This window comes from Pseudomonas sp., assembly GCF_050739995.1.
GTDB lineage: Bacteria > Pseudomonadota > Gammaproteobacteria > Pseudomonadales > Pseudomonadaceae > Aquipseudomonas.
Window position 1 is genome coordinate 1 of record NZ_JBOICG010000686.1, and the last position, 4,819, is coordinate 4,819.

At 61.0% G+C, this 4,819-nt stretch carries 7 protein-coding genes; 4 read left to right on the forward strand and 3 right to left on the reverse strand.

Annotated features, from left to right (window positions below; translation table 11 throughout):
* A partial coding sequence (locus ACRESD_RS23200) for a ParB/Srx family N-terminal domain-containing protein (RefSeq protein WP_431753040.1) occupies window positions 1-784 on the reverse strand: 784 nt, incomplete at its 3' end.
* A gap of 98 nt (window positions 785-882) precedes the next feature.
* Here ACRESD_RS23200 and ACRESD_RS23205 point away from each other — a divergent pair.
* From ACRESD_RS23205 to ACRESD_RS23215, 3 genes are all read left to right on the forward strand, one after another.
* The gene (locus tag ACRESD_RS23205) at window positions 883-1,257 is read left to right on the forward strand and encodes a YajD family HNH nuclease (protein ID WP_010212122.1); all 375 of its coding nucleotides are present in this window, start codon (window positions 883-885) and stop codon (window positions 1,255-1,257) included.
* 170 nt (window positions 1,258-1,427) lie between these two features.
* Window positions 1,428-1,895, forward strand: a complete 468-nt coding sequence (locus ACRESD_RS23210; RefSeq protein WP_003189607.1) for an RNA methyltransferase — start codon at window positions 1,428-1,430, stop codon at window positions 1,893-1,895.
* A gap of 67 nt (window positions 1,896-1,962) precedes the next feature.
* Complete coding sequence (locus ACRESD_RS23215; RefSeq protein WP_431753041.1) at window positions 1,963-2,313, forward strand: YgaP family membrane protein; 351 nt, start codon at window positions 1,963-1,965, stop codon at window positions 2,311-2,313.
* Window positions 2,314-2,359: 46 nt separating this feature from the next.
* Here ACRESD_RS23215 and ACRESD_RS23220 read toward each other — a convergent pair whose 3' ends face one another.
* Window positions 2,360-3,580, reverse strand: a complete 1,221-nt coding sequence (locus tag ACRESD_RS23220; protein ID WP_431753042.1) for a hypothetical protein — start codon at window positions 3,578-3,580, stop codon at window positions 2,360-2,362.
* Window positions 3,581-3,593: 13 nt separating this feature from the next.
* A complete protein-coding gene (locus tag ACRESD_RS23225) occupies window positions 3,594-4,043 on the reverse strand; it encodes a YcgN family cysteine cluster protein (RefSeq protein ID WP_003172524.1) in 450 nt (149 codons plus the stop codon).
* Window positions 4,044-4,197: 154 nt separating this feature from the next.
* Here ACRESD_RS23225 and ACRESD_RS23230 point away from each other — a divergent pair, with 154 nt between their 5' ends.
* Window positions 4,198-4,782: a nitroreductase family protein gene (locus ACRESD_RS23230; RefSeq protein ID WP_431753043.1), complete on the forward strand. Its 585-nt coding sequence runs from the start codon at window positions 4,198-4,200 to the stop codon at window positions 4,780-4,782.
* Window positions 4,783-4,819 lie beyond the last annotated feature (37 nt).

Consider the following 4,819-nt stretch of genomic DNA (forward strand, 5'->3'; position numbering starts at 1 on the left):
GCGCCAGGCTGACCATGCGCTTGGCCACTGCTTCGATGGCGTCCTTGTAGCCGCTCTTCTTGTTCAGGTTGTACGCGCTCAGGTCAACTTGGGTGCGCAACCAGTTGCCCCAGTAGAACTCCAGGAACTCCGGCGCAATCGCACCGTCATCCGGCTTGCCATAGGCGGCCTTGCGGGTGAAATACACCAGGCTGCGGAAAGTATCGTCCTGCAAGTTCTTGAAGCCCAGGTGCGCCGGCAGTTGCTCGGGCGGCAAGGTCTGGCCCTGGTTGTCCTTGAGCCAGACCTTGCGCGCCGCCTGCATGCGCTGCCAGAAGGTGGCCATGTCCGGGCTGTTGCTGAAGTCGTCGGTGACCTTGACCCACATTTTCAACTGCGAACCGCCGCCTGTGGTTTCCCACAAGGTGGTGAACGTGTGGTGGCCATCGGTCAGGTACAACTGGCCCGCGGGGCCGACCACCACGGTTTTCATGTCTTCGGGATGGGTGCCCACCGGGTCCTTGCAGGTGAAGCTGTCGGGTTTGTGCAGGTCGGCTTTTTTCGGCACTTTGTCGGCGCTGCCTTGGCCGTTGGTCTCGCAGTATTCATCGAAAACCTTGTCGGGTTTATCGGCGAACAAGCCGAGGCTGTAATAAATCTGGTCAAAACCCACCACGGCCTGGGTCGGGTGCAGTCGCTCCAGGGCCACCTCGATCACCTGTCCGGGTTTGGGTGTGGAGAACGCTTGGGCCTGGGCGGTAACGACACACAGCAGTAACGCAACAATCCATGAATGCAGACGCATGAGTTTCAGATCCTTATATGTAAAGTGAAGCAGTCATTTGCAACGCGAGCGGCTAGAATCAACCCTATCCGTGAACCGCAAGATAGCCAGGAGCCATGATGAGCTCGACCAACCCGCCCTCCCACACCGCCAAGCTGGATCGCATCCTCGCCGATGCCCAGCGCGACCGGGAAATGGGCTACCGCGACAAAGCCTTGAAGATGTACCCCCACGTGTGCGGCCGCTGCGCTCGTGAGTTCTCCGGCAAACGCCTGAGCGAACTGACAGTACACCACCGAAATCACAATCATGATGACAATCCCCAGGACGGCTCCAACTGGGAGTTGCTGTGCCTGTATTGCCATGACAACGAACACTCGCGCTACACCGACCAGCAGTATTTCGGCGACGGCTCCACCAGTAGCCCGACCATTGCCAAGGCCACGCATAACCCGTTTGCAGCGTTGGCTGGCCTGATGAAGAAAGACGACTGAAGGTCTTCTTTAGCCTGTCCTGGCCTCATCGCAGGCAAGCCCGCTCCCACACTTGAACGTGTTCACAAGTCAAAAATGTGGGAGCGGGCTTGCCCGCGATAGCGATCCCCCAAACACCGCATCCCTCCAAGGCCGTATAATCGCCGTTTTTCTCCAAGGCACCCTTCCCCGTGGGCAATAAACGCTACAGCTGCATCGGTCTGTATAACCCCAAATCCCCCGAAAACGTCGGCTCGGTGATGCGTGCCGCCGGCTGCTACGGCGTGGCCTCGGTGTTCTACACCGGCGTGCGTTACGAGCGCGCCCGGGACTTCATCACCGACACCAAGAAGGTCCACCACGACATTCCGCTGATCGGCATCGATGACCTGAAAAAGATCCTGCCCCTGGGCTGTATCCCGGTCGCCGTGGAACTGGTGGAAGGCGCCCGCCCGCTGCCCGAATACACCCACCCCGACCGCGCGCTGTACATCTTCGGCCCCGAAGACGGCTCCCTCGACAAAGAGATCCGCGACTGGTGCGAAGACGTGGTGTATATCCCGACCACCGGCTGCATGAACCTCGCCGCCACCGTCAACGTGGTGCTTTACGACCGCCTGGCCAAGGGCAACAACACCCGTTCGGGCCCCAAGTACTGATTTTTCGGGAACATCCTGCGCCTGCGAACAGTCAGCTACTTACACTTGCCCTTGTTGGAGACAGACCATGAGCGACAGCAAAAACCTGCGACCTATCATCGAACACTCACCACTCGACACCCCGCCGACTCAGAACGTGCACGGCTGGGAACGTATCGGCTCGGTAGCCGGCGGCGTGATGATGGTTGGCAAAGGCCTGCGCCGTGGCGGGATTTTCGGCTTGATCCAAGTGGCGATCGGCGGTGTGGCGCTGGTCCGTGGCTTTACCGGACACAGCTCGCTCAAGGACAAACTGGAACAGGGTCGCCAAGACATGAACAGCGTGCGCACGAAGATCGAGCGCGCCGGGGCAGAGCTCAAGAACTTGAAGACCAAGGCCGAAGTGGCCGCTGAGAAAACAACCAAAACCACTGGCTGAAGGTGATCTTCCAGACAGTGGAGATCAACATGTGCAAGGTTTGGGCTCAGCGCAGCAGTTTGTTGTCCAGCACCACCGACGACTCGCCGATCACACTTTCAGCCAGTTGCACAAACTCAGCAGTGGTAATGCCGTTCGAGCGCATGACCCCCTGCGCAAGGTCATCCAGCGAACGCTTGTTGTGGGTTTTCACGCGGATCTCGCGGTCCAGTTCCTGCAACACCACCACCGCCCGGGCCACGGCGCCCGCGCTGATGTGCTCACCCCGCAGGGTGGTGACGTCCTTGCCTTCCTTGCTCAACCGCGCCTGGATGGCTGCATAGCGCTCGTCGGTGATGCCACCGGCGCGGCGCACCAGTTCGATCGCGTAATACTCCCCCAGCCCCTCGCGAATCCAATCGCTACTGTCGTGATCATTGAAGCGGCCAATGGCCTGCACCACTTCGCGGATCAACGGGCTGCTGCCGCTTTCACTGACCAGCGGTGTGTGGCTGTTGAGGTAGATCGAATCGCGCGACGCCACAACACCCCGGCGCATGGGGTCGCTGGCGCCCACGATCAGCAGTTTCGCCGGATGGCGCGGGAACGCCGCCTCCAATTGCGGCCAGACGAACGTCAGCAGCGTCAGTACATCCATGCGCCGCATGCCCTGCCCTTTGGGGGCGGCCACGGTGACTTCGGTTTCACCAAGTCTCATGCGCCGGCTACCCAGGGTTCCGGCAAGCATCCAGCCGGTGGGGCGGTCGAACAGGCGGGAGACGTTGTCGATGCGAAATTTGTTTTTGCCGATACGCGGCCAGGCCGTTTCGATGCTCTTCCAACCTGCCGGCAGTTCGAACACCAGGCGCGAGACCAGCTCGATGCCGTCTTGTTGGTCCAGCCGCGCAGCCGGCACCAGGTCTTCACCGCGAAACAGCGCCCAGTTGGGCGTCATCCGCGCTTCATAGGTGCCAGGTTTGCGCGCATGGGTAAGGCGGACGCGATAGGTCAGGCTGGCTTTGTCGGCACTGGGTTGCCACAGGCCACGGCTGCCGGTGACTTTCCATTGGCCGTCGGCCTTGAAGTCGCTGTAGTCACCCGCGCGGCCCAGGTCGAAGTTGAGGCTGCGCACCGCCGAGCCCTGGGACAGGCTCAGGCGCACTTCGGCCTGGTCGCTCTGGGGCAACAACTTGACGTGATAGTCCAGGTCGACTTTCTTCGCACACCATGCCGGCATACTCAGCGCCAGCAACATCAGGCTCGCCGCCAGCTTGGTTCCCACCCGCATACTCACTCCTTGTTCAGCCCGCGCGGAAGATCAGGTAATCCTCCCAGTCGTCTTCGGGCACGCTGCCTTCGCTGAGCATGCGCCCGGACTGGGAAATGCGTTCGTGATGCACCGCGTCGCGGTCGCCACAGACCAGGTGATGCCAAAGCGGCAGGTCTTTACGCTCGCTGACCAAGCGGTAACCGCAGGTCGGCGGCAACCATTTGAACTGATCAGCCTGGCCCGGGGTGAGCTGGATGCAATCAGGCACCGAGGCGCGGCGGTTGGGGTAGTCGGTGCACTGGCAGGTTTTCAGGTCGAGCAGTTTGCAGGCGATACGCGTGTAATAAACGCTGTTGTCGTCTTCGTCCTCAAGCTTCTGCAGGCAACAAAGGCCACAGCCGTCGCACAACGACTCCCACTCCTCCTGATCGAGGTGTTCAAGGGTTTTGCGTATCCAGAAAGGTTCGACTTTGGCGGCCATGGCTCTACATCAACATCGCTAGGTGAAAAGGCCGCCAGTCTAGTGCCCAAGGCCCTTGGGGCCAAGCGCTTACGACTGGCGGTGTGACAACACTTGTCAGTCTAGTGGCCGCGCAGTAGCTTTGAGCACCGAATTGACGATCAGGAAATGCTCAATGACACGTGTTGCCGACTATCCGATCCACACCCAGTTCACCGACCGCTGGTCGCCTCGCGCTTTCACCGGCGAAAGCATCCCGCAGGACACCCTGCTGAGCTTCTTCGAAGCCGCACGCTGGGCACCCTCCGCCTACAATTCGCAGCCGTGGCGTTTTCTCTACGCGCGCCGCGACACGCCAAACTGGGAGCGTTTCCTGGGTTTGCTGAATGAATTCAACCGTAACTGGGCGCAGCATGCATCGGCCCTGGTGATCATCGCCTCGAAAACCGACTTCACCGCCCCCGGCGCCACCGAAGAAACCCCAGCCCTGTGGCACACCTTCGACACCGGTTCCGCCTGGGGCCACCTGGCGCTGCAGGCCAGCCTCAGCGGCTGGCACACCCACGGCATGGCCGGCTTCGATCAGGAGCTGACACGCAAAGAGCTGAAGATTCCGCAGGGTTATGCCCTGCACGCGGCGGTGGCCGTGGGCAAGCTGGGTGACAAATCGACCTTGCCGGAATACCTGCAAGGCCGTGAGGCGCCAAGCCCGCGTCGGCCGTTGAGCGAGCTGGTTTCGGAAGGTGACTTCAGCCTCTGACGCTGACGCAATACCCAATGTGGGAGCGGGCTTGCCC

Coding starts and splice junctions, on each gene's coding strand:
- ACRESD_RS23215 (WP_431753041.1), top strand. CDS start 1,963: ATGAGCGACAGCAAAAACCTGCGACCTATCATCGAACACTCACCACTC.
- ACRESD_RS23225 (WP_003172524.1), bottom strand. CDS start 4,043: ATGGCCGCCAAAGTCGAACCTTTCTGGATACGCAAAACCCTTGAACAC.
- ACRESD_RS23230 (WP_431753043.1), top strand. CDS start 4,198: ATGACACGTGTTGCCGACTATCCGATCCACACCCAGTTCACCGACCGC.
- ACRESD_RS23220 (WP_431753042.1), bottom strand. CDS start 3,580: ATGCGGGTGGGAACCAAGCTGGCGGCGAGCCTGATGTTGCTGGCGCTG.
- ACRESD_RS23205 (WP_010212122.1), top strand. CDS start 883: ATGAGCTCGACCAACCCGCCCTCCCACACCGCCAAGCTGGATCGCATC.